This is a genomic window from Ruminococcus sp. NATIVEDY161, assembly GCF_045819895.1.
Taxonomy (GTDB): domain Bacteria; phylum Bacillota; class Clostridia; order Oscillospirales; family Acutalibacteraceae; genus Ruminococcoides.
This window is the reverse complement of the sequence record NZ_CP162392.1, coordinates 1,326,556-1,349,554: the sequence shown is the minus strand read 5'-3', so window position 1 is coordinate 1,349,554 and position 22,999 is coordinate 1,326,556. Positions and strand designations below refer to the sequence as shown.

General features: G+C 49.7%; 21 protein-coding genes. 17 read left to right on the top strand and 4 right to left on the bottom strand.

The window, feature by feature from the left end; genetic code table 11:
• Nucleotides 1–41: 41 nt before the first annotated feature.
• The 9 genes from AB1I50_RS06435 (at nucleotide 42) to argF (ending at nucleotide 8,035) form a co-directional block, all read left to right on the top strand.
• Nucleotides 42–311: a hypothetical protein gene (locus AB1I50_RS06435; RefSeq protein ID WP_407723216.1), complete on the top strand. Its 270-nt coding sequence runs from the start codon at nucleotides 42–44 to the stop codon at nucleotides 309–311.
• Between the two features lie 14 nt (nucleotides 312–325).
• Nucleotides 326–1,702 carry an argininosuccinate lyase gene (gene argH, locus AB1I50_RS06430; RefSeq protein WP_407723214.1) on the top strand — a complete coding sequence of 459 codons (1,377 nt, stop codon included), beginning with the start codon at nucleotides 326–328 and terminating at the stop codon, nucleotides 1,700–1,702.
• A 29-nt stretch (nucleotides 1,703–1,731) separates the two neighbouring features.
• A complete protein-coding gene (locus AB1I50_RS06425) occupies nucleotides 1,732–2,220 on the top strand; it encodes a transposase (RefSeq protein WP_407723212.1) in 489 nt (162 codons plus the stop codon).
• Nucleotides 2,221–2,224: 4 nt separating this feature from the next.
• Complete coding sequence (gene argC / locus AB1I50_RS06420; RefSeq protein WP_407723210.1) at nucleotides 2,225–3,262, top strand: N-acetyl-gamma-glutamyl-phosphate reductase; 1,038 nt, start codon at nucleotides 2,225–2,227, stop codon at nucleotides 3,260–3,262.
• Between the two features lie 10 nt (nucleotides 3,263–3,272).
• Nucleotides 3,273–4,544: a bifunctional glutamate N-acetyltransferase/amino-acid acetyltransferase ArgJ gene (gene argJ / locus AB1I50_RS06415; protein WP_407723208.1), complete on the top strand. Its 1,272-nt coding sequence runs from the start codon at nucleotides 3,273–3,275 to the stop codon at nucleotides 4,542–4,544.
• 68 nt (nucleotides 4,545–4,612) lie between these two features.
• The gene (gene argB / locus AB1I50_RS06410; RefSeq protein WP_407723206.1) at nucleotides 4,613–5,470 is read left to right on the top strand and encodes an acetylglutamate kinase; all 858 of its coding nucleotides are present in this window, start codon (nucleotides 4,613–4,615) and stop codon (nucleotides 5,468–5,470) included.
• Nucleotides 5,471–5,503: 33 nt separating this feature from the next.
• The gene (locus AB1I50_RS06405; protein WP_407723204.1) at nucleotides 5,504–5,926 is read left to right on the top strand and encodes a GNAT family N-acetyltransferase; all 423 of its coding nucleotides are present in this window, start codon (nucleotides 5,504–5,506) and stop codon (nucleotides 5,924–5,926) included.
• A 5-nt stretch (nucleotides 5,927–5,931) separates the two neighbouring features.
• Nucleotides 5,932–7,101 carry an aspartate aminotransferase family protein gene (locus tag AB1I50_RS06400; protein ID WP_407723202.1) on the top strand — a complete coding sequence of 390 codons (1,170 nt, stop codon included), beginning with the start codon at nucleotides 5,932–5,934 and terminating at the stop codon, nucleotides 7,099–7,101.
• A gap of 1 nt (nucleotide 7,102) precedes the next feature.
• Nucleotides 7,103–8,035, top strand: a complete 933-nt coding sequence (argF, locus tag AB1I50_RS06395) for an ornithine carbamoyltransferase (RefSeq protein WP_407723200.1) — start codon at nucleotides 7,103–7,105, stop codon at nucleotides 8,033–8,035.
• Between the two features lie 58 nt (nucleotides 8,036–8,093).
• Here the strand turns inward: argF and AB1I50_RS06390 are convergent, their stop codons facing one another.
• The gene (locus AB1I50_RS06390; protein ID WP_407723198.1) at nucleotides 8,094–8,909 is read right to left on the bottom strand and encodes an alpha/beta fold hydrolase; all 816 of its coding nucleotides are present in this window, start codon (nucleotides 8,907–8,909) and stop codon (nucleotides 8,094–8,096) included.
• Nucleotides 8,910–9,022: 113 nt separating this feature from the next.
• On the opposite strand from AB1I50_RS06390, the gene AB1I50_RS06385 reads away from it, so the two are divergent.
• Nucleotides 9,023–9,547, top strand: a complete 525-nt coding sequence (locus AB1I50_RS06385) for a cysteine hydrolase family protein (RefSeq protein WP_407723196.1) — start codon at nucleotides 9,023–9,025, stop codon at nucleotides 9,545–9,547.
• An 11-nt stretch (nucleotides 9,548–9,558) separates the two neighbouring features.
• Nucleotides 9,559–10,290, top strand: a complete 732-nt coding sequence (nadE, locus tag AB1I50_RS06380) for an NAD(+) synthase (protein ID WP_407723194.1) — start codon at nucleotides 9,559–9,561, stop codon at nucleotides 10,288–10,290.
• Between the two features lie 47 nt (nucleotides 10,291–10,337).
• Here the strand turns inward: nadE and AB1I50_RS06375 are convergent, their stop codons facing one another.
• Nucleotides 10,338–11,111: an alpha/beta hydrolase gene (locus AB1I50_RS06375; RefSeq protein WP_407723192.1), complete on the bottom strand. Its 774-nt coding sequence runs from the start codon at nucleotides 11,109–11,111 to the stop codon at nucleotides 10,338–10,340.
• Nucleotides 11,112–11,239: 128 nt separating this feature from the next.
• Between AB1I50_RS06375 and AB1I50_RS06370 the strand changes: the two genes are divergently transcribed.
• Genes AB1I50_RS06370 through AB1I50_RS06360 form a run of 3 tightly spaced genes read left to right on the top strand, consistent with a single transcriptional unit; the run spans nucleotide 11,240 to nucleotide 13,804 of the window.
• Nucleotides 11,240–11,836, top strand: a complete 597-nt coding sequence (locus AB1I50_RS06370; protein ID WP_407723190.1) for a GTP pyrophosphokinase — start codon at nucleotides 11,240–11,242, stop codon at nucleotides 11,834–11,836.
• Nucleotides 11,836–12,498, top strand: a complete 663-nt coding sequence (locus tag AB1I50_RS06365; RefSeq protein WP_407723188.1) for a response regulator transcription factor — start codon at nucleotides 11,836–11,838, stop codon at nucleotides 12,496–12,498. The genes AB1I50_RS06370 and AB1I50_RS06365 overlap by 1 nt, the downstream gene beginning before the upstream one ends.
• A 10-nt stretch (nucleotides 12,499–12,508) precedes the next feature.
• Nucleotides 12,509–13,804: a sensor histidine kinase gene (locus AB1I50_RS06360; RefSeq protein WP_407723186.1), complete on the top strand. Its 1,296-nt coding sequence runs from the start codon at nucleotides 12,509–12,511 to the stop codon at nucleotides 13,802–13,804.
• A 38-nt stretch (nucleotides 13,805–13,842) separates the two neighbouring features.
• Here the strand turns inward: AB1I50_RS06360 and AB1I50_RS06355 are convergent, their stop codons facing one another.
• The gene (locus AB1I50_RS06355; RefSeq protein WP_407723184.1) at nucleotides 13,843–14,958 is read right to left on the bottom strand and encodes a geranylgeranyl reductase family protein; all 1,116 of its coding nucleotides are present in this window, start codon (nucleotides 14,956–14,958) and stop codon (nucleotides 13,843–13,845) included.
• Between the two features lie 125 nt (nucleotides 14,959–15,083).
• Between AB1I50_RS06355 and AB1I50_RS06350 the strand changes: the two genes are divergently transcribed.
• The 3 genes from AB1I50_RS06350 to AB1I50_RS06340 all read left to right on the top strand — a co-directional run bounded on the left by AB1I50_RS06350 (nucleotide 15,084) and on the right by AB1I50_RS06340 (nucleotide 21,500).
• On the top strand, nucleotides 15,084–17,549 hold the full coding sequence (locus AB1I50_RS06350; protein ID WP_407723182.1) for an adenosine deaminase: 2,466 nt from the start codon (nucleotides 15,084–15,086) through the stop codon (nucleotides 17,547–17,549).
• A gap of 85 nt (nucleotides 17,550–17,634) precedes the next feature.
• On the top strand, nucleotides 17,635–18,963 hold the full coding sequence (locus AB1I50_RS06345; protein WP_407723180.1) for a carbohydrate-binding domain-containing protein: 1,329 nt from the start codon (nucleotides 17,635–17,637) through the stop codon (nucleotides 18,961–18,963).
• A gap of 206 nt (nucleotides 18,964–19,169) precedes the next feature.
• Nucleotides 19,170–21,500, top strand: a complete 2,331-nt coding sequence (locus AB1I50_RS06340) for a CHAP domain-containing protein (protein ID WP_407723179.1) — start codon at nucleotides 19,170–19,172, stop codon at nucleotides 21,498–21,500.
• A gap of 450 nt (nucleotides 21,501–21,950) precedes the next feature.
• Here the strand turns inward: AB1I50_RS06340 and fliB are convergent, their stop codons facing one another.
• On the bottom strand, nucleotides 21,951–22,985 hold the full coding sequence (gene fliB, locus AB1I50_RS06335) for a flagellin lysine-N-methylase (RefSeq protein WP_407723177.1): 1,035 nt from the start codon (nucleotides 22,983–22,985) through the stop codon (nucleotides 21,951–21,953).
• Nucleotides 22,986–22,999 lie beyond the last annotated feature (14 nt).

The following is a 22,999-nucleotide window of genomic DNA, read 5'->3' as shown; positions in this document are numbered from 1 at the left end:
CCCCTGCCCATAAAGTGTTTTTATAAGGATGTGTGTTTATTGTGGCAACTGAGAAAAATAGCTGCAATTTATTAAAAAAATTCATAATTGCTCTTATTGTTATTTTTTGTCTAACGTTAACTGTAACAATAATACTAATGTGGATGTTTTTCAATGGAAATCTCATGACACGCTTGACTTCCTTAAATATAGAAAATCAAATTTTAACTTTATTAATATTTATACTTGTTACTGTTGCTGAATTTATTGCGTTGATTGTATTGCTGGGGATTTTGGGCATAAAACAAGACAAAAATAATGAAAATAAATAATTTGAGGTAGAAAAATGCAGCTTTGGAAAGGCAGATTTAAAAAGGAATTATCAAAAACAACAAACGACTTCAACAGTTCAATTCCGTTTGACAGCCGTATGTACCGCGAGGATATTGAGGGCAGCATCGCCCACGCGACAATGCTCGGCAAGTGCGGAATCATCAGCGAGGAAAGCGCCGAGGATATCATAAAAGGCCTTAACGGAATCCTTGCCGATATCGACAGCGGAAAGCTGAAAATTGATATGGAAGCCGAGGACATCCACACCTTTATCGAGGGCGAGCTGACTAAGCGTATCGGCGACAACGGCAAGAGACTCCACACTTCAAGAAGCCGTAACGACCAGGTTGCTGTGGACGTAAAGCTCTACCTCAAAAAAGAGGTTGTCAACGTTAAGAACCTCGTGGTTGACCTCATCAAGGTTATCGCGGATAAGGCTGAAAAATACAGCGACACCGTAATGCCCGGCTACACCCATTTGCAGAGGGCGCAGCCCATCACCTTCGGCCATCATCTTCTCGCTTACGGCGAAATGCTGTTAAGGGACGTTTCTCGACTTGAGGACTGCCTTAAAAGAATGGACGAAATGCCGCTCGGCTCGTGCGCTCTCGCAGGCACAACCTACCCCATTGACAGAACAATCACAGCCGGTCTCCTCGGCTTTGACAGAATAACAAACAACTCGCTCGACGGAGTTTCCGACCGCGACTACTGCATTGAGTTTGCTTCCGTGCTCTCGATAATTATGGTGCACCTCAGCCGTTTTTCAGAGGAAATTATTATGTGGTGCAGCTGGGAGTTTAAGTTTGTCGAGCTCGACGACGCATTCTCAACCGGCTCGTCGATTATGCCGCAGAAAAAGAACCCCGATATCGCTGAGCTCGTCCGCGGAAAAAGCGGCCGCGTGTTCGGAGATACAATGACGCTCTTGACAGTGATGAAGGGCATAGCGTTGGCGTACAACAAGGATATGCAGGAGGACAAAGAGGCGATTTTTGACGCGGTCGATACCGTAAAAATGTGCCTGACAGCCTTCACCCCGATGCTCGATACAATGCGCGTAATTCCGCAGAATATGCGCAGGGCGGCGGCAGGCGGCTTTATCAACGCCACCGACTGCGCCGACTGGCTGACCAAAAACGGCGTGCCGTTCCGCGACGCCTACAAGGCGACCGGTGAGCTCGTCGCAAGGTGCATTGAGCTCGGCACGGATTTAGAGAGTCTCCCAATTGAGGAGTACAAGGCGGTCTGCAACGTCTTTACCGAGGACGTATACAAGGCAATCTCGCTTGAATACTGCGTTTCACAGCGCACCGCCTTCGGCGGCCCCGCCCCCGAATTGGTAAAAGCCCAGGCACAGCGCATAAAGGAAATCGCGGAAAAGCTGTGACAAGTTCGCGGCAATCTAAACGCAAATTAATGCGTTTGCAAAATTACGATTATTCTCAAAACGGAATGTACTTTGTGACGGTTTGCACCCAAAATAGAGCAAACCTGCTCGCTGACGTTGAAACCGTAGGGGCGGACCCGTGTGTCCGCCCGAATACAGCAGGACTTATGGTAGAGCGCGTGCTTAACAAACTATGCAGCAAATATCAGAACATAAAAATAGACTGTTACTGCATAATGCCGAATCATATTCAATTTATTCTGTTTATTCACACGGACGCTTCAACGGGCGGACACATGGGTCCGCCCCTACCGGAAATGGTGCAGTGGCTGAAAACACAAACAACCAATGAATATATAAAGCTGGTAAAAAGCGGAGTGTTAAAACCGTTTGACAAGCACGTATGGCAAAGGTCGTTTTACGAGCACGTTATCAGGAATGAGAATGATTTGTACGAAACAAGAAGATACATAGAAGGTAATCCTGTTAACTGGATTAAAGATAAATATTACGGGTGATATTATGACAATAAAAGCAGGAATCGTAGGTGCTACGGGTTATGCAGGCGCGGAGCTTGTAAGGCTTCTTTACGCTCACCCCAAGGCTGAAATCGCGGCTATCAGTTCGGTTTCGTTCGAGGGACAAAAATTAAGCGACGTTTACCCGTCCTACAAATTCTTAAACGATATGGTGTGCGAAAATCAGGACGCTGTGGTTGAAAAGAGCGACGTAATCTTTGCCGCTCTGCCGCACGGACTTTCCCAGGAGCTCGCTGAAAAATGTATGAAGGCAGGCAAGGCGTTTATCGACCTCGGAGCGGACTTCCGTCTCGAGAGCGAGGACGAGTACACCGAATGGTACGGCGGAACCTTTCTTGATAAAGAGCTCCACAAGCAGAGCGTTTACGGTCTGCCTGAGTTTTTCAGAAAGCAGATTAAGGGCAAAAAGCTAATCGCCAACCCCGGCTGTTACACAACCTGCTCGCCCCTGGCAATCGCTCCTGCAATCGTGAACGGCTTAATCAGCACAAAGGGAATTATCTGCGACTGCAAGAGCGGCGTAACAGGTGCCGGAAGAAAGCCTACTCAGGGCAATCATTTTCCCGAGCTTAACGAGGGCTTCCACGCCTACAAGGTTGCTTCTCACCGCCACACTCCCGAGATTGAGCAGACCTTATCGCGTCTCAGCGGCGAGGACGTTACAATCACCTTTGTACCGCACCTTCTGCCCGTCAACAGGGGAATTTTGGCGACGGTTTACGCCGACATTAAGGAAGGCGTGACCTTTGAGCAAATCAGAAAAGCCTACGAGGACTACTACAAGGATGAGTTCTTTGTAAGACTTCTCGACGACGGCAAGTGCGCCGATATTCACAACGTGCGCTATTCAAACTTCTGTGATATTTCAATTCACCACGACGAGCGCGCGAACAAGCTTGTAGCCTGCGCGGCGATTGACAATATGGTCAAGGGCGCGGCAGGCCAGGCGATTCAGAATATGAACATCATTTTCGGAATTGATGAAAAAACAGGGCTGGTAATTATGCCGCCTGCCTTCTAGGGATAAAGCTATGGAAAACTATTTTTTTATTGACGGCAATGTAACCTCACCGCTCGGCTTCACCGCCAACGGAGTTTCAGCAGGAGTTAAGGCGTACACCAACGCCGCGGCAGGTATTGCCGACGAGCCCATTGAGGGCGTTAAAAGCGGCAAGCGCGACCTTGCGATGATTTACTGCGAAAAGCAGTGCAGCGCCGCCGCAATCTTCACAAAAAATCTGGTTAAATCAGACACAATATACGTTACCCAAAAGCACCTGCAAAACGGCAGGGCGCAGGCGGTGATTGTCAATTCGGGCAACGCCAACGCCTGCAATCCCGACGGCTATGATAAGGCAGAGGCTATGTGCAAGCTTGCTGCCGTTGCTCTCGGAGTTGCCGAGGACGACGTTATCGTCGCTTCAACGGGAGTTATCGGTCAGGCTCTGCCGATAGAACCGATACAAAAGGGCGTTGACGAGCTGAAAAATATTCTCAGCCGCGACGGCGGAACAAACGCCGCCGAGGCGATTATGACCACCGACACCGTCAAAAAGCAGTGGGCGGTTCAGCTCACCCTCGACGGCAAAACCGTTACAATCGGCGGAATCGCCAAGGGCAGCGGAATGATTCACATCAATATGGGCACAACCCTGTCGTTTGTCACCACCGACGCGGCAATTTCGGCGGAAATGTTAAAATCCGCACTTGTCGAAGCTGCCGATGTGAGCTATAATATGGTAAGCGTGGACGGAGACACCTCGACCAACGACACCCTCGCGGTAATGGCGTCCGGTCTTGCCGGAAACACCGAAATCACCGAAAAAAACGACGATTATTATAAATTCACCGAGGCTCTCACCGCAGGCTTTAAGAAGGTAGCGAAAATGCTTGCCGCCGACGGCGAGGGAGCGACAAAGCTCGTAATCTGCAAGGTTGACGGCGCGAAGGATGAAGCTGCCGCAAAAACAATCGCCAAAAGCGTAATCTGTTCAAGCCTTGTAAAGGCTGCTATGTTCGGCGCGGACGCAAACTGCGGAAGAATTCTCTGCGCCATAGGCTACAGCGGAGCCGAGGTTAACCCCAAGAAAATCGACGTATCATACAAATCCGCCAAGGGCGAGATTTTAGTCTGCAAGGACGGCTTTGGATTGTCATTTGACGAGGACAAGGCAAAGGAAATCCTCCTCGAAAGCGAAATCGACATCATAATCAACCTCGCCGACGGAGCAGGAACAGCCGAAGCCTATGGCTGCGATTTAACTTACGATTATGTAAAAATAAATGGGGACTACAGGACGTAATAGTTGAAAATTGAAAGTGGAAAGTTGAAAATTGTATGACACAAAACTTATGAATAGAGGACTAACAAATGGATAATGCCAATCGTGCAAAAGTTTTAATACAGGCAATGCCTTACATAAAAAAATTCGTCGGTGAGACAATCGTCGTTAAGTACGGCGGCAACGCCATGCTCAACGAGGAGCTAAAGTCTGCCGTAATGAGCGACCTTGTGCTTATGCAGCTTGTCGGAATCAGCGTTGTGCTGGTTCACGGCGGCGGACCGGAGATTAACTCAATGCTCGACGCTGTCGGCAAGGAGAGCGTTTTCAAGGACGGAATGAGAGTTACCGACGACGAGACAATCGACATCGTGCAGATGGTTCTGGCAGGCAAGGTCAACAAAAGCCTTGTTCAGCACCTTGAGCACCACGGCGGAAAGGCGCTGGGAATGTGCGGACTTGACGGCAGACTTTTAATGGCTGACAAGCTCGCCTCGGCTCACGACTTGGGATATGTAGGCGAAATTCGCGAGGTCAACCCCGAGCCGCTCAGAATGGCGATGAAGGACGGCTATATCCCGATTGTCGCGACTGTTGCAGGCGGCTATGACGGCAAGGTTTACAACATCAACGCCGACCTCGCCGCGGCTCAGATTGCCGCAAAGCTCCGTGCGAAAAAGCTGATTTTAATGACCGACATCCGCGGACTTCTCAGGGATGTTGACGACGAAAATTCGCTCATCCCCGTGGTAAACGTAAGCGAGGTTTCCATGCTCAAGCGCGACGGCATTATTAAGGGCGGTATGATTCCCAAAATCGACTGCTGTGTAGAGGCTGTCCGCAACGGCGTTAACCGCGCCCATATCATCGACGGCAGAATCGAGCACTCAATCCTGCTCGAGCTGTTCAGCGACGAGGGTATCGGCACAATGTTCTATCAACTCTAAAATCAAAGGGATAAGGTATAAGGGAAAAGGTATATGGAAATTCGTCCAATGACAATTGCCGATTACGACGAGGTTTTCGCGATGTGGCAGATAACCTCAAAACGCGCGTTGTCGCAGGCAGATGAAAAAAGTCAAATCGAGCGCTATTTAAGCCGCAACAGCGGTATGAGCCAAGTCGCGGTAATTGACGGAAAAATCGTCGGCACAGTCCTCGCAGGGCACGACGGCAGACGCGGATTTATCCACCATATGGCGGTTCTGCCCGAGTACCGCAGAAGGCATATCGGGCATAAGCTTGCCGAAAAGGCGGTAGAAAAAATCGCCGCCGACGGTATCGACAAAACCCATATTTTCTGCTATCAAACAAACGAGGCAGGGCAAAAGTTTTGGAGCGATTTCGGCTTTGAAAAGCGTGACGATGTTTTTGTATTTTCATTTAACAATAAGGAAAAGTGACCACTATGAACACCAAGGAAAAAGACTTAAAATATATAATGCACACCTACGGCAGGTACGACGTCGCGCTGAAAAGCGGCAAGGGCGCTGTTGCGTTTGACGAAAACGGCAAGCGTTATATCGACGTAAGCTCGGGTATCGGCGTAAACAGCCTCGGCTATTGCGACGAAGGCTGGGTAAAGGCGGTGTCCGCCCAGGCAGGAACAATCCAGCATATGTCAAACTACTTTTACAGCGAGCAGGCTTCAAACCTCGCTGAAAAGCTCTGCAAATTCACAGGGATGTCAAAGGTCTGCTTCGGAAACAGCGGAGCGGAGGCTAATGAAATCGCTATCAAAATCGCGAGAAAGTACAGCTTTGACAAGTATGGCGCAGACCGCAACGAGATTATCACCCTGCGCGATTCCTTCCACGGCAGAACCGTGACAACCCTCTCTGCCACAGGACAGGACGTGTTCCACAACTTTTTCTTTCCGTTTACGGACGGCTTTAAGTTTGTGACAGCGAACGATATTGACGCGCTCAAGGACGCCGTATCAGACAAAACCTGCGCGGTTATGTTTGAGGTTATTCAGGGCGAGGGCGGAGTAAATATCCTCGATAAAGACTACGTAAAACAGCTTGCTGAATTCTGCGCCGAGCGCGATATTCTTATGATTTGCGACGAGGTTCAGACGGGAATCGGCAGAACAGGCAAGTTCTACGCCTTCCAAAATTTCGAAATTTTACCCGACTTGGTTACTTCCGCAAAAGGGCTCGGCGGCGGACTTCCGATAGGCGTTTGCCTTTGCGCGGATAAGCTAGGGGACGTTATGGGAATTTCAAGCCACGGCAGTACCTTCGGCGCGAATCCAGTAGTCTGCGCAGGCGCAAATTACGTTGTCGACACCGTAGCCGACGAAAAGTTTTTGAGCTCGGTAGAGGAAAAGGGCGAGTACCTTGAAGCCAAGCTCAGACAGATTAAAGAAGTAAAAAATGTCCGCAGAATGGGACTTATGGTCGGCATTGAAATTGAAGCCGACGCCCATGACGCAGCCGCAAAATGCGTTGAAAACGGACTTTTGATAATAACCGCCAAAAAACTGCTCAGAATGTTGCCTCCGCTCACAATCACGCAGGCAGAGCTTGACGAGGCGGTACAGATACTTAAAAAAACATTGAAGGAGATAGACTGATATGAAGCATTTACTAAAGCTCGAGGACTGGACGACCGAGGAGATTATGCACTGCCTTAACCTCGCCGACCAGCTCAAATACGAGCAAAAGCACGGCATTGAGCACAAGCACTTAAAGGGTAAAACCCTCGGAATGATTTTTGAAAAATCGAGCACACGTACACGCGTTTCCTTTGAGGTGGGTATGACTCAGCTCGGCGGTTATCCGCTGTTCCTGTCGTCAAACGATCTGCAAATCGGCAGGGGAGAGCCTGTTCAGGACACCGCGCGCGTTCTGTCGCGCTTTATCGACGCGATTATGATCCGCACCTTTGAGCAGAGCGAGGTTGAAGCTCTCGCCGAGTACGGTTCAATCCCGATTATCAACGGCCTTACCGACTACTGCCATCCCTGCCAGGTTCTCGCAGACCTTATGACAATCCGCGAGTTCAAGGGCAAGCTCGAGGGCTTAAAGATGTGCTTTATTGGCGACGGAAACAATATGATGAATTCGCTCATCGTCGGTGCACTGCGCACAGGTATGAGCTTTTCAGCGGCTTGTCCCGAGGGCTATATGCCGCCCGAGCATATCCTCGAGTTCGGCAAGAGCTTTGGCGATAAGTTCGAAATCGTAACTGACCCCAAGGAAGCGGCAAAGAACGCCGACGTTGTTCTCACCGACGTTTGGGCGTCCATGGGACAGGAAGAAGAAAAGAAAATCCGCGAGGCTGCCTTTGAGGGCTATCAGGTAAACGAGGAGCTTATGACCGTAACAAACGAGGGTTGTATGGTGCTCCACTGCCTGCCTGCGCACCGCGGAGAGGAAATCACAGCGGATGTATTCGAGGCTCACGCAGATGAAATCTTCGAGGAAGCCGAGAACCGTCTCCACGCTCAAAAGGCAGTTCTTGTTGAGTGTCTGCTCGACAAAAAGGAAGAGGAAATCACTCCCTGATATTTTTAAATTAAAACGCGCTGTACGGTCAAACGACTGTACAGCGCATTTTTACAAGTTATTTGATTGTTTCCGCGAATTTTATTACAGCGTCCGCGGCCTGCTTTTGCTGTTCCTCGCTCGAAGTCGCTGCCTTTCCGTCGCCCGACTGTTCGCCGTAGTTGCCGTACTGGGCGTGGTTTCCTCCCTCGATAACGACCTCGGTAAAGTCCTTGGGGAAAAGCTCAGCGGCTTTTTTGTATGCCTCACTGTCGAGCACCTTGTCACAAGTTCCGTAGACTGACAAAACCGTTTTGCCGTCGGGGATTTTCTTAATCGGGTACGCCGCAAGGAGCGCCGCGCCGTCAACATTTTCATGTTCAGCGCAGTAGCTTGCCGCAATCATACCGCCCATCGAGTGTCCCGACAAAATCCACTTGTCGTAGTTGTAATTTTCAATGATTTTGTCCGCGGCTTTTGAGTTCAAAATCGCAATCCGCATAGGCATTTTCAGAAGAAAGCAGTCAACTCCGCCGTCCGCGATTTTTTCCATCAGCGGCATATACGCTTCGCTGTCAACCTTCGCTCCGGGGTAAAAAATCAGCGCGGTTTTATCTCCCTTTCCGTCGATAAAATATCCGCCGTCAATCTCCGTAACCTTCGTGCTGCCCTGAGTTGAAAAGGCTTCAACCGCCCTTTCCTCGGCAGAATAGTGGATGTTTAGGAACATAAATCCGCCTGCAAGCATAACCGCAAATGAGATTAAAACGCAGATAATTACGTGCACCGCCATGCGCGGTTTTTTCTTTAATTTCCGCCTTATTAAGCCTGCAATTAAAAAGCTAAGCCCGAAAACCACGGCAAGCGCGGCTATGGACAAAAACATATATTTCATACATATCACCTCACCAAGTATATCACCCATCTGCGCAAAAATCAACCGCCGAAAACTCTTGACTTGTCGCCCACAATATATTATTATCAAATAAAAAAGAAAGCGTGATTAATATGAAACGGTTTTTAGTTGCGGTCGATTTGCAAAAGGACTTTGTCGACGGAGCTCTCGGCACAAATGAAGCGCAGGCGATTGTCCCGAATGCTGTAAAAAAGATAAAAAGCTTTGACGGAAAAATCTTCGTCACCTTCGACACCCACTCTGAAAATTATCTGAGCACAGCCGAGGGCAAAAAGCTGCCCGTAACGCACTGTGTAAAGGGCACAGACGGCTGGCAGTTGAACGCGAATATTCAAAAGGCGCTCGACGGCAAGGATTATATATCGGTAGAAAAGCCCACCTTCGGCTTGGTCGATTTGCCGGGGCTCATTGAAAAGGAAGCAAACGGCGAGGAATTCGAAATTGAGCTAATCGGACTATGCACAGACATTTGCGTTGTCAGCAACGCCCTGCTCTTAAAGGCGAACTTCCCCGAAGCGCCGATTGCGGTTGATTCAAGCTGCTGCGCAGGCGTAACGCCGCAGGCTCACAAATCAGCGCTCGACACGATGAAAAGCTGTCAGATAGACATTTTGTAAAGGAGAAAACTATGTACAATTTTAACGCGGAAAAGGTAAAAAACGATTGCGTGCAGTGGATTCGCGACTTTTTTGAAAAGAGCGGAAAGGGCTGCAACGCGGTTGTCGGAATTTCAGGTGGAAAGGACAGCTCGATTGTCGCGGCGCTGTGCGTTGAAGCGCTCGGCAAAGACCGCGTAATCGGCGTGCTTATGCCGTGCGGCGAGCAGAGCGATATCGACATGGCAAAGCTGCTTGTAGACACGCTTCAAATCAAGCATTACATCATCAACATCAAGGACGCGGTTGACGGCTTAACCGCGGCAATCCCTTTTGAGCTCTCGGAGCAGAGCCGTGTTAATCTCCAGCCGAGAATCAGGATGTCAACGCTCTACGCAGTGTCGCAGAGCAACAACGGCAGAGTTGCCAACACCTGCAATCTCTCCGAGGATTGGGTAGGTTACTCAACGCGCTACGGCGATTCCGTAGGCGATTTCAGTCCCTGCTCGGGCATTACCGTTGCCGAGATGAAGCAAATCGGCAGACTGCTCGGACTTCCCGACGCGCTTATTGACAAGGCGCCGTCCGACGGACTTTGCGGAAAGACCGACGAGGACAACCTCGGCTTTACCTACGCTGAGCTCGACCGTTACATCCGCGAGGGCGTAATCGAAAATCAGGAGCACAAGGCGCTGATTGACCGCAAGCACGAGCTGAATTTGTTTAAGCTCGAGGTTATGCCGTCGTTCAAGCCCGAAATTTAACACAAAAACACCGTCAACCCGAGCAAGTCTAAGGTTGACGGTTTCTTTTATCTATTCAAAAATGTATGCAAAAAATCTCTGAAAATCGGCTCCCACGCGCTTTCGTGGTGCTTTTCTTCGGGCAGAACAATCTCGGTCATCATATCGGGCGGATAGCACTCGCTCAAAATATCGTAGGTCTGCTCCACGCTCTCAAAAATATCCTGCTCCAGTTCGTCTCCGGCGCCCGTATAAATATAAAGGTACGGCATTTCGGGCTTTAGGCTCTCGTAAATCCAGCGGCGCATATCGTCTGCGGAATACAGCAAAAACGCAGGGGAGAATACGCCTGCATAGCTAAACTTATTGCAGTGGCTGACCGCAGTAAAAAACGATTGCAAGCCTCCCGAGGAGCTTCCGCAAAACGCGGTGTTTTTTCTGCCTTTCTTAACCGGGAACTGCGCTTCAACGGCAGGCATAACGGTGTTAATTACAAAGCCGTCGAAAATCTCGCCCTCCGGCGCGGTAAAGTCCGGCATCTCTTCGGGAGAAGCCTCGCCGATAGATTTCGGCGTAAGCTCATTATCGCGCCATTTATTGTCGTTGTGAATTCCCACGATAATCGCGGCTTTTCCGCTCAGCTCACGCTCTGCTCTTACCGCCTCTCGCGTATGCCAGCAGCCCCATGTCGCGGTCTTTTCATCAAACAAATTCTGACCGTCGGTCATATATATCACAGGCAGCTTTTCGCTGTCCTTATGCGCCGGAACATACACGCGAACGCGCCTGTCATCCTTATCGGGGTAGGGCAAATAAAGCTCAAAAATTTTTTCCTCAATCATTTTCCAACACTCCTTATACTTAATAATACACTACGTCTGCGCTTATTTCAATAATAATAAAAATTTTACTTGTCTAATTGTGCGTTTTTTGGTAAGATATCATTAGATTATTTTATGACGGTGATAATATGGAAAACAATGTTAGTATTTACGGCGAACACAAGCCTGAGCTTGAAAAGCTACTCAACAGTATTTTGCTGCAGGTGTCGGAAATCCGCGAGGAGATGAAGTCTCAGCTCGGTATTGACCCCGTGGAGCACTGTCTCGGCAGAATCAAGTCAGAGGACAGTATGCGCGAAAAGTGCGTGAGAAAGAATCTGCCCGTAACCACCGAATCCGCGCTTGAAAAAATATATGACGCGGTGGGTGTAAGAATTGTCTGCGCCTTTGTCGACGACGTGTTCACCATCCGCGACTACATTGTAAATTCAGGCAGGTACGAGGTCATCAACGAAAAGGACTACATCAATACCGCCAAGCCGAACGGCTACCGCAGCTATCATATGATTTTGCGCGTCGGCGGCAAGTATCACGCTGAAATTCAGCTCCGTACAATTTCAATGGACACTTGGGCGGCGCTGGAGCACCATTTGAAATATAAAAAGAAAATAGGCGCAAGGCAAAAGCTGATTGAAGAGGAGCTTAAGCGCTGCGCGGACGAGCTCGCCTCAACCGACCTTTCAATGCAGACCATCCGCGATATGATTTTAGAAGGAGATAACTGATGAAAATACTTCTCGCAGAGGACACCAAGGATTTAAATAAAGTTCTGTGCGCCGTTTTGGAGCACGAGGGCTATGACGTTGACGCCGCGTTTGACGGCGAAGAAGCGCTGGAGTTTGTAAATAACGACAGCTACGACTGCCTTATATTCGACATAATGATGCCCAAAAAGGACGGTATCGAGGCGCTTAAAGAGGTCAGAGAAAAAAAGATTGTAACGCCTGTGCTCATGCTCACCGCAAAGGCTGAGGTTGACGACCGCGTAGCCGGACTTGACGCAGGGGCTGACGACTACCTGACAAAGCCGTTCGCAATGAAGGAGCTGCTCGCAAGAGTACGCGCCCTTACGCGCCGCAAAAACGAGTATGAGGAAGGCGACGTCACCTATAACGACGTAACATTAAAGGCGCAGACCTTTGAGCTCTCCGCAAAAAACAGCGTGAGGCTCTCGGTCAAGGAGTTCGAGCTTATGCAGCTTTTAATGCGCAACACAGGCAGGAGCTTGACGGCTGAATTTATTCTCAGTAACGTTTGGAGCCGCGAGCCCGACGCCGACCCCGACACCGCGTGGCTTTATGTTTCGTACCTAAAGCGCAAGCTAAAGGCGGTTGCCGCGAATGTTGAGATTACCGGTGATTTGGAAACTGGATTTACTCTAAAGTAGGAGTGCTTTTATGAATGAGAGAGCGATAAAAAAACTCAGGCACAAATTCGTCTGGACGGCAACGGTGTCGTTTGTCGGCGTAATGGTGGTTATGTTCCTGATTATCTATTCGGTGAACGTTGTGACAACAATGCGCCAGGTTTCATACACCTTCGAGTACCTCTATGAGCACGACGGCGAAATAACCGTTGACGACAACATAAACGAAGAGGAATTGATGAAGGAAATCCGTCCCGAGGACAGGAGCTTTTTTTATCAGACGGTTCAGGATTTGTTCAACACAGGCTTCAGCTCGACCGAGTTTATCTACTCAATCCGATACTTTTCCGTGACATACAATTCCGACAACCAGCCTGTTAAGGTTGTATCAAAGCATATGGCGATGGTCGACGATATCCAGGCGGTCAAGATTGCCGACAAGGCGCTTAAAAGCAGTGATGACAGCGGCTATTACGACGGAATGATGTATCAGAAAAAGAAGGTCGGCAACAACACGCTGGTAATTTTTGTCGACGTCAGCGGACAGATAGCCAACGTCCGCAGAATCGGCAGCATTCTCGTGGCGATTACGCTGCTCGGTTCAATCCTCGCGCTGATTGTGTTCAGGCTTATTTCGGGAAGGGTTATCAGACCTGAAATCGAAGCCGCCGAACAGCAAAAGCGGTTTATTACAAACGCAGGTCACGAGCTGAAAACACCGCTCGCGGTAATCCGCGCCAACACCGAGCTGGAGATGATGATGCACGGCGAGGACGAGTGGAACCGGTCGACAATGAACCAGGTTGACCGTATGACCGGGCTTATCAGAGATCTTGTGCTCGTCGCAAAAGCCGAGGAGCAGGAGGACAAAAAGGAGCTCTCTGTAATCGACGCTTCCGAAACCGTCAAAAAGGCGGTTGATGATTTTTCGTCGGTCGCCGAGAAAAACGGCATTAAGCTTGCGCAGGAAATCGCTGACGGCGTGTCGCTTAAGATGAACCCCGACCTGCTCACCCAGCTCGCCGTAATACTCACAGACAACGCGGTTAAATACTGCGACGAAAACGGCACAGTGACCGTTAAGCTCGTTCAAAAGGGCAAGGGAATCCGCCTTGCTGTGTCGAACAACTACGCCGAGGGCGGCGGAGTTGACTACAGCAAATTTTTCGACCGTTTCTACCGTAAGGACGAAAGCCATAACATCGACAAGGGCGGCTACGGAATCGGACTGTCCATCGCTGAGGGTATTGTTTCAAAGTACAACGGAAGCATAAACGCCTCGTGGAAGGACGGCGTAATTACCTTCGAATGTAAAATTAAAGGATAATAAAATGACCGTTTGCAAATTATGCAGACGGTCATTGTTTACTTATTGCTCTTGTAATCTTTATACAGCCTGAAAAGCTGACGGTATTCGTAGTTGTATTCCTCAACGGCGTTGTCAAAGTAAAAGCTGACAAATTTCTGCTTACCCTTTGCTTTGTTCAGCATTTTACTGAATATCGGCTTGGAGTAAAACAGCTTTTGCGCCTTCTTGCCGTCGGTCACGGCGCGTTTTAATGACTTAACGCTGTCAAGATAAACGCATTTCGGGCTCTTACTTTGCATAGCCTGCGCCGCGGGAATTCCCGACTGCAACGCCATATACAGCCCTTCGCTCGAGATTGGGTCGGCAAAGCCTGCCGAATCACCTGCAAGCATAACGTTTTCGGGCAGCTTGTTTTGATTTACAACCTCGCCGTAAGGCAAGAACGCTCCTACGTACTTTACTTCATCGGGATTAACGTCCATATCGAGCAGAAAATCCGCGAGAATTTCTTTATAGTCAACCTCTTTTTTATACTGGTTGACCGCTCCTGCGCAGACGGTATCGCCGTGCGGAAATACCCAGATATATCCGCCGTCAATGTACTCAAAGTAAATGTCAATGCTTTCGGTATTTAGCTTTTCCTTTGGGATGTACGCCTCAATTCCAAACGCGAGCTTATCCTTTTTAACCCCAAGCTTTTTGCGGCTCATACTCAGCGCGCCGTCGGCAAAAACAAGGTATTTGTATTCAACCGTCTTTCCGCTTTTTAGGTGAATTTTATTTGCGATGCAGTCAATTCTCCTGACCGTTTCGCCCTCAAAAATCGCACCGCCGAGGCTTTTGTACCGCTGAACCAAAGCGTTGTCAAAGTCAAACCGCTTGACAAGGCGCACGGTATTTTTAAGCGGAGCGCTTACAAGCTCGTCATTACCTCTTAAAAGCCTGATTTGCGAAGCGCTGTCGCAGAACAGACTGTCGGTATCTTCCTCACCGAACAGCTTGTTAATCAGGCGGAAGGTCTTGCCGGTGACAAGCCCTGCGCAGGTTTTTCTGCGCGGAAAAACCGCCTTGTCTATTATGCAGTTGCTTATGCCGCGCCGCTGCAGGGTTATTCCGCAAGCCGAGCCGCACGGTCCTGCACCGATAATCACGGTGTTGTATTTAACATACATCTCTATCCTCTTTCATAACAATATAATTTAATTATAGCATCAGCGGACTTTTTGTCAACAAAGCGTATTGCAAAAACCGCGCCGATGTTGTATCATAAATTAAATAATAAAAACAGGGTGAGAAAATGGCGTATTTCGGAAAATTTTATCTCGATAAGGAAAAGGACATAATAGTTGAGCTGAGTATGGAACAAAGCGGACTTTTTTACGTTCTGCGCACTCCAAACCATGCTAAGGGAAACTTAATAACAAACCTTGCGAACCTCTGCAATTTAAAGCTCAGCACAGGCGACGACGGTTTAAAGATAATCAGGGGAGAAGTGCCCTGCTATATTGATGAGCGCAACCGCGAGGTATATGTTTTCCGCCTTGCCGATACCAAGGTTGCAAACATCTATCCCGACGGCGAAATTGAGCGAAAGGCGTATATCCCTGCGATTTCCAAAACCCTGATGAGCCAGACAAAGGACTACCGCCTTGACCACAAAAAAACGCTCGTAAAAACCTACATCCGCCGCGAGTGCAAATTCCGAACCGACCTTCACACCCATATGAACGCAAACCTCGACGCCGATTTGCTGATTGCCCTCGGAATTTACCACCAGATAAAATATCCGCTCTACTATATAAAAAAGCTAAAGCTCAGGTGCACCGACATCCAGAACAAGAAGCTTCGGGAGCAGAGGAAGGCTGTCGCGGAAAAGTACGCGGACAGTCCGCTTAAGGGCAAGTACCACACGCGCAAAATCGACGACAACACCTTTATAAACTTCGCGGATTTAATCTTAAATAACCTCGAAAACGCCGCGTATAATATCCCGAAAATCCGCGCGTCGCTCACCATTCTAAAGGACGGACAGGCTGTGTTTACAAACCTCGAAAAGGTCTATCTGTACCGCTATGTGTTCACAAAGGGCACGCCGTCCGAAAATCAAATTCCGCTTAAAATGTTCAGGAACATCCCCGATTCCGACATAGCCTCGGCGGTCGGCAGAATGATTGCCGACGGAAAAAGCCCCGACTACCGCGGTTTTGGGCTGTTTGAAAATAAACTGTTATGGATTGCGCGCAGCAGTAAAAGCCGCGGCGTAAAGTATCTCGAAATCTCTGACACTACCCTCGTCAAGCATGAAGCCGCCGCAAAAATGCTTTCAAGCGTTCACCGCGTAATGCCCTTAATCACGCGCGAAACAGGCGTTGTTATCCGCTTCCTCGCTTCAATCCGCCGTATTCCGCTCACAATTGTCAGGGACAGTGCAAAGCTTTTTGAGGACGTTCAGCGCCAGCTTCGGGTTATCAGGGCAATCGCCCCTGACCCGTACGTTGCAGGCAGCGACATCATCGGAGAGGAGATTAACGACATCCGCGAGCTGCAGCCCGTACTGCGTGAGCTTGTCTCGGTCGCGGCTGAAAACGACGGCTTTGTAATCAGAATTCACGCAGGAGAAAACGACAGCCTGCGCGACAACGTCGCAAACAGCCTTGCCTGCGTTAAGGAGTCGCTTTCAGAAGGACAAAAAATGCCGTATCTGCGAATCGGTCACGGACTTTACACCGCGAACCTCAACTCGCCCAAGGGCAAGCAGCTTATTGAGGATTTGCGCGAGAGCCGCGCCGTGCTCGAATTCCAGCTAACCTCAAACGTCCGCCTTAACAACCTAACCGCCCTTGCAAACCACCCGTTAAAGCAGTACCTCAGGGGTGGAGTAAGCTGCGTTCAGGGCACTGACGGCGGCGCAATCTATGGCACGGACTCAATCGACGAACAGCTCGCGCTCGAAAGGCTACTCGATTTAAGCTATGACGATATGCTTAAAATGCGCGAGAGCGAAAACCGCGTGTTAACCAAAAGCCTTGACGTGTTTAATAAAAAAGCTGAGAGCTTCAACGCGCTGTTAAACGGAGAAGATATAGAAGAATTCCTAAATAAAAGGATTGAGCAGACTGCGCAGGACGAGAGCGAAATCATAATTTCACCCCAAAAGCTCGACAGCGAAGCCGCCCTTAAGGAGCAGATTCGCGAAATTCCGACGGACAAGGTTCCGGTCATCCTGCTCGGCGGAAGCTTCAACAGCCGCAGCCGCTCAACGCGGACTAAGCCCAAGCTTAAGGAGCTTGTAAGGCTGCTGACCGAAAGGCTTGACCCCGACAAGGTTTGCTTTGTAATCGGCAACCGCCTTACGGTCTATGAGCGTGAGCTTGCGGAGCTTGCAGGCGAAAGGTTTGAAATTTACGCCATTGTTCCCACGCGAATCACCCCTGCCGAGGCTTCAAGGCTTAAACGCGCAAACGTGGGTATTCGCGTTTCGATAGAGCCAACGGGAATGGGACTTTACAAAAGCTTTGCATACGAAATTTTCAAGCGCAGACCATCGGTGGTAGTCGCCCTCGACGGCAACTCCGCAGGCGCGAATACAATTCAGGAAGCCAAAAACGGCAAGCGCGAGGCGCGTATTTTCGTCTACCGCGGCGCAAAGGTGCTCTACTCAAAGGCTCAGGCAATTCAGGGCTACGTCAGCACCTTTGACGGTGCGGAGGTAATCGACAGCATTATCGCCTCGGTAGATAAGGTCTACAAAAAGATGAAATAAAAAAATTAAAATATTTAAGATTTTTAAGGTTCGTTTAAGTTTGCCTCCTTATAATCGGCACATAAACTTAAAGGAGGTTACTGTTATGTTAAAAAAATCTTTGGTAATTATTATTTCGGCACTCATCATTTCTTCCTTCGCGGCATGTACCGGCAACGCAGGTCAGAGCTCGTCAAGCTCATCAAGCGCGTCAAGCGTAACTTCCGGTTCTGCTGTATCGGCAGATTCATCAAGCTCAGGCAACTCGTCAAGCTCAGACAGCGGGGAAGTCACCTTCTCGGGATATGAAAAGGGAATAATCGACACAACAAATATATTCACAAAACGCGACCTTACCCAGACCGCCGACACTTCCTCGGCAAAAACCCTCGAGGTTTCCGACGGTCAGACCTTGAAAATAACTGAGGAAGGCGTTTATGTAATCAAAGGCATAGCCAAAAACTGCACAATCAGGGTTGAGGCTGACGACACAGCAAAGGTTCAGCTCGTGCTCGACGGCGTTAGCATTACTAACGACAGCACTCCGGCAATTTACGTTGTATCTGCCGACAAGTGCTTTGTCACCACCGGCGCCGACAGCACACTTTCCGTAACAGGCGCGTTCACAGCGGACAGCGACACCAATACCGACGCGGTTATCTTCTCAAAGGACGACCTCGTACTCAACGGCACAGCCGCCCTCACAATCAACTCAGCGCAGGGCAACGGCGTAACCGGCAAGGACGACGTTAAGGTTACAGGCGGAACATATAACATCACTTCCGCACTCGACAGCATTGAGGCTAACGACTCAATCGCCATTTACGACGGCACTCTCACAATCAACTCCTCAAAGGACGGCCTTCACAGCGAGAACAGCGACGACGACACCAAGGGATATGTTTATATCCACGGCGGCACTTTCACAATCAACGCCAAGAGCGACGCGGTTCAGGCGACTACCTATCTGCAAATTGACGGCGGCACATTCAAGCTCACCGCGGCAGAGGGCTTTGAGGGAACCTCGATTCAGATTAACGACGGCACAATTGATATTTCCGCTTCCGACGACGGCATCAACGGCGCTCAAAAGAGCAAGTCAATCGGCACTCCGAGCATTGAGATTAACGGCGGCAAGCTCACAATCGTTATGGGTCAGGGTGACACCGACGCGATTGACTGCAACGGAAACATCACCGTAAACGGCGGCACAATCGACATCACAGCCCAGATGTCATCGTTTGACTACGACGGCACAGCAACCTATAACGGCGGCACAATCATCATCAACGGTCAGGAGGTCAACTCAATTCCGCAGTCCATGATGGGCGGCGGCGGAATGGGCGGCAGAGGCGGCATGGGCGGTCAGATGGGCGGTCAGGCTCCCGACGCACAGAACGGCAACGGTTTCGGCGGCAACGGATTCGCAAGATAATTTGTAATAAAAAGCATAACTCGAAAGCGGCAGTCAAAACGGCTGCCGCTTTTTTGGTTGTCCAATGAAAAATACCACAAAACGCCCTTGATTTTACCCCATAATAACCCAAAATATGACAAAAAGGTTTCAAAACACTTGACTAAACACCCCTTTTTGAGGTATTATATTACAAAAAGGTAACAAATTCCCAAAGGAGTAATATAATGCAACATAAAAAGCGTAAAGGAATATTCGGCGCGGCAACAGCCGTTTTGTGCTCGCTGCTGATTCTTTCGTCATCTGCACTGCCCGTTTTCGCGGCTCAGGCGGACGAAGCTGCCGAGGTACAGCCTTCCGCGGTGACAACGGCGGTTCAGGCTGAAACTGAGGAAACAACAGCGGAAGCAACCGCTCCCGTTACAGAGGAAACACAGCCTGTTACAGAAACGGCGGAAGAAACAGAGCCTTCCGAAGCTCTGCCCGAAAAGGACGGCGAAGCTCTCGGCGCGGTAAGCGCCCCCGACGTAAGGCTTTCAAACACCGCCGACGGAATCAAGCTCGAATGGGCTGAGCCCGACAACGCCAAGGAGTATTTGGTCTGCGGAACTGAGGCAGGCAAGAATAATTGGCAAAGATACACCACCGATAAAAACGAGTATGTTTTCGGCGGAATTGACTCCGGCAAGCAGTATTATTTTCAGGTTCAGATAACGTTTAAGGACGGCACAAAATCGGCTTTTTCAAGCCCCAGGGGAATGACATTTATCTCTGTTCCCAAGCTTAACGGCGTTTCAAACACATTTGAAACCGACAAAACCTTAAAGCTCAATTGGAGCGCGGTAAAGGGCGCTAACCGCTACCGTATCGCGAAGATGAAAACCGGCGCTTCCGACTACGAATACATCGACATTCAGACAAACTCGTTTGTTGATAAGGACGTACAGGACGGCAACACCTACCGCTATCAAATCCGCGCGATGTACGCAACCCAAAGCAGCGGAACAGCCTACGGCTGGTGGTCAACAAGCAGCTCGGCAAAAATTTCCGTCTGGCCGGCAATCACGCTCTCAAACGCTTCAAACGGAATCAAGGTAAGCTGGGACGCGGTCAAGAACACCGCAAGGTACTTTGTTTACTGCAAAAAGCCCTCGGACAGCACATGGACAAGGGTTGTGACAAACAATCTCAGCTACACCTTCACAGGGCTCGAAGCAGGACAGCTTTACTACTTCCAGCTCTACAGCGACAGCATCAGCGGCAAGGACGGCAAGTTCTCCAAGGCGAAAAGCCTTGTCTATATCGAGCCGCCCAAGATGAACGCCGCGGTTTATAACTCCGCTTCAAACTCCGTAACGGTCAGCTGGAACAGCGTTAACGGTGCGGCGAAGTACCAAATCGCGCGCAGACCTTCAAACGCTTCGAGCTATGAATATATCTTTGTAAACGGCACAAGCTACACCGATAAAAGCATCCCTCAGGGCAAGTTCTGCTCCTATCAGGTAAGGGCGATTTCCGCCGCCGACGTTTACGGCTTTTGGTCGAATACCGCGGTGGGCGAAACCTTCACAAAGCCCGAGCCCACAATGAGCAACACACCCTCGGGAATTTTGGCGCAGTGGGATAAAATCGACAATGCAGCATCATACACGCTCTATTACAAGGAAGCCTCCGACAGCAGATGGTCGTCGGCAAACACAAGCGCAAATACTTACCTTGTGAACAGCCCCAACCCCGGCAAGCTGTACTTTTTACAGCTCCGCTACACCGGCAGAAGCGGCGGACAAAGTCCGTTCTCGGATGTAAAGAGCATAACCTTTACGCCGCAAACCGCGCTCGTTTCGGTAAGAACCTCCGGCAAGGCGGTTTACCTCAGGTGGACAGCCGCGGCAGGCGCCGACTATTACGTAATTGAAAAAATCAACGAGACCACCGGCAAAAAGGGCTATATCGCCCTTGGCAATCAGACCGAGTACACCGACACCGGAGCGGTTTATGAGCACACCTCGTGCTACCGCGTGTGCGGAGTTCACAGGGAAACCGAGTGGCACAAGGTTTACGATAACGCCGCAGGTGCGTATTCAAACCAAATCATAATCAACCCCAGAGCCTTCAACTGCGTAAACATCGGTCTCGGTGAGCAGGGACAAAAGGGATATAAGTACTGCAACGAGATCAACAAAGGCAAGCTCGACGAATGGTGCGCGATCTTCTCGGGCTGGGTTCTAAAGCAGGGCGGATATATCCTCAGCGAAATCGGCTATTCCGCGAATGTCGGCGTATGGTGTGATAACCTCACCGGTATGGGCAAATTCTCGGTCAAGGAAAATTACACCCCCGTCATGGGCGATTTGATAATCTTCGGCAGGGCGAACTTCCGCTCACACATCGGAATTGTCGTCGGCGTTGAGGACGGCTACGTCACCACAATCGAGGGCAACGCCGCCGTGCCGAGCAGTTATTCGGGCGAATGGATGGCAAATTCCTACGTCACAAAATACGAGTACGCGCTCGACAATTCATACATCTACGGCTACGGAAAGCTGACAAGTAAATAAAAAAAGGCTGACTTGATGAAAAAAGTCAGCCTTTTTTATAGCCTCCCCCGACACTTTGTTTCGGGAAATTCCCCTGTCAGGGGAAATGGGCGAAGCCCAAAAGGGTTGCCGTTTTCGCCAGAAAAAGGTGGCATTTCGCTCTGCGAAATGACGGAGGGGGCAGACGTTTCCTATAGCGCCAACCTTTCAAATATAATTGTAGGGGCGGACCTATGTGTCCGCCCGTGAGAACATTACGTTTTGTTCACGTAGAGAGACTTGATAGGATACAAATTTTGAATGAACGCCCTCGGGCGCACACGCAGGTGATTCCCCTGTTAGGGGAAATGTCGCAAAGCGACAAAAGGGTTGCCGTTGTGCTAAGAACGCCCCTACAACGTCAAGGAAAAGTATGCAGTCATTTCTTAAGTTTACGATATTGCTTGTCTGGAGAAGAGGGCAATCCCTGTATTACCTAACCTCATTTTCCAGCAGAGCAATCAAATTCTCCGCCTCAAAGCGCCTGTCCTTGTCAAATTCCGCGCCCAATGCCTCGGTGTTGTCGTAGGAGTGCTCAACCTCCTTTGAGTACCTCTGCAAAACCCTCATACGGCTGAGCGGATAGCCCTGTTCGGCAAACAGCGCGTCCATTTTACCTGTTACAAAGTACGCGCAGACAATCCGCTTTACCGAATACATAACGTCGTTCGAGTTTACGGCTTCAAGGTAGTAGCGGTAAATGTAGTACAGCGCGAACTTCTCAAAATCACGCTCAAAATCTCCGCTGATTTTCAGCTCATCCGCACGCTCTGCGGTGTCGTCAAGCGCCTGCTTCCAAGTATCGCTCATAATCTCAAAGCGTTTGTGCATATCGAAGATAAACGCCGTTGTGCCGTCGGCATTTCCGTCGGCAAGGGGAGAGGGCTCTTTTTCGTCGAGCAGGCTCTGCACCTGAGCGTTAAATTCAAGGCAGTCCGCCAAGCGGTAGGCAAACGGCTCGTCAGCGTTCGTCAAAAGCCCTACCGAGCGGTTTCTCGCCTTTAGCAAAAAGCTCATATTGTCCTCGTCGTATTCGCTGCTTTCAAGCTCGTAATCTCCGCCGAAATCAGCGTATGAAGTCCTATCGCTTTTCAGCATAAACCTCGCCGCCTCGGGGCAGGCAAAGGACAAAATATTCTCCCTGAAATCACCGAAATCAATCTTAACGCGCGGAAAATTCGCACAGGTGCGGCTGAGGTGCTCCTCGCCCAAGCCAATGTAAATATCGCAGAGCATATCGTCGTTCCAAAACGGACACCTGCCGTTATTTGACTTAAAAACCCTCTCGCCGTATTCATCGGTGTAGGTAAGGCTGCGGATTTTATCGCCCAGCGGATTGTTCACCGTGTTGTAAAACTTCTCGGTCTCGCTGTCAACGTCAATGTCCCAGTCCTTGCAGCAGCTGTCCTCGCAGCGGTTTGCAATGCACTTAAATTCCCTGTAAAAATCGGGGTAAATATCTCTCATATTCTCACTCTTTC